Annotated in this window: 1 protein-coding gene; it reads left to right on the top strand. The window is 59.5% G+C overall.

Features of this window, described 5'->3' with window-relative positions; genetic code table 11:
* Window positions 1–79: 79 nt before the first annotated feature.
* On the top strand, window positions 80–1,005 hold a 926-nt coding region (locus P3T16_RS34800), incomplete at its 3' end, for a transposase (RefSeq protein WP_429345663.1).

The raw sequence follows: 1,005 nt of genomic DNA, 5'->3' as shown, positions 1-1,005 counted from the left end.
CCGATTCTGTTGAAAAACTCGCCCGAGAAGTGGAATCTTGCGTATCCTGGTAGACATCGATCGACGGGAGCGCATCGTCATGATGGGTCAACAAGGTGGTGGTCAGGATAGTCTCTTCTACGCCTTCAACCTTGATGATCATGTGCCACGCGACCATCTGCTGCGCGGAATCGATCACTTCTTTGACGCTGGTGACCTGCGGCAGCACCTGGCGCCGTTCTACAGTCACACAGGGCGTCCCTCGATCGATCCAGAGTTGATAGTCCGCATGCTGATCGTGGGCTACTGCTTCGGTATTCGCTCCGAACGAAGGTTGTGCGAAGAGGTTCATCTGAATCTGGCGTACCGTTGGTTCTGTCGCTTGGGTCTGGACGCCGCGGTCCCAGATCACTCGACGTTTTCAAAGAACCGGCATGGACGCTTTCGCGACAGCGATACGCTGCGTCACGTGTTCGAGTCGGTTCTGCGCCGATGCATGAGCGAAGGGCTTGTGGGCGGCGAAGGCTTCGCCGTCGACGCCAGTGTTGTGAAGGCGGATGCCAATCGTGCTCGCGGTGTTGCCGGTACGGAAGGCATCGACTGGAGCGGAGTAGATCGGCCAAGCCGTGCGGTGAGCGAGTACCTCGCGGCGCTCGACGAGAGTGCTATAACCAGCGGCAGCGCGTCGCTTGAGGCAGAGCCCGCCACTCCTCCGAAGAAGATCTCGCTGACCGATCCGGCTGCGCGTTATACCGCCGCGCCAGGAGGTCCCGCCTTCTATGCGTACTCCACCAACTACCTGATCGATCTGCGGGCCGGAATCATCGTCGATGTCGAGGCCACACCGGCACACAGATCGCAGGAGGTCGAGTCGACGAAGACGATGATCGGTCGGGTCGAAGAGCGTTTCCAGCTCAAGCCTGATCGACTGGTAGGCGATACCGCTTACGGCACTGGAGCAATGCTCGGCTGGATGGTCGAGGAGAAAGGCATCGAGCCTCACGTTCCCGTCTGGCAAAGAGACGC

This window comes from Paraburkholderia sp. GAS42 (assembly GCF_050436565.1).
Classification (GTDB): Bacteria; Pseudomonadota; Gammaproteobacteria; order Burkholderiales; family Burkholderiaceae; genus Paraburkholderia.
Note: the sequence above shows the minus strand (reverse complement) of the source record. Positions and strands in the feature narration are given on the sequence as shown.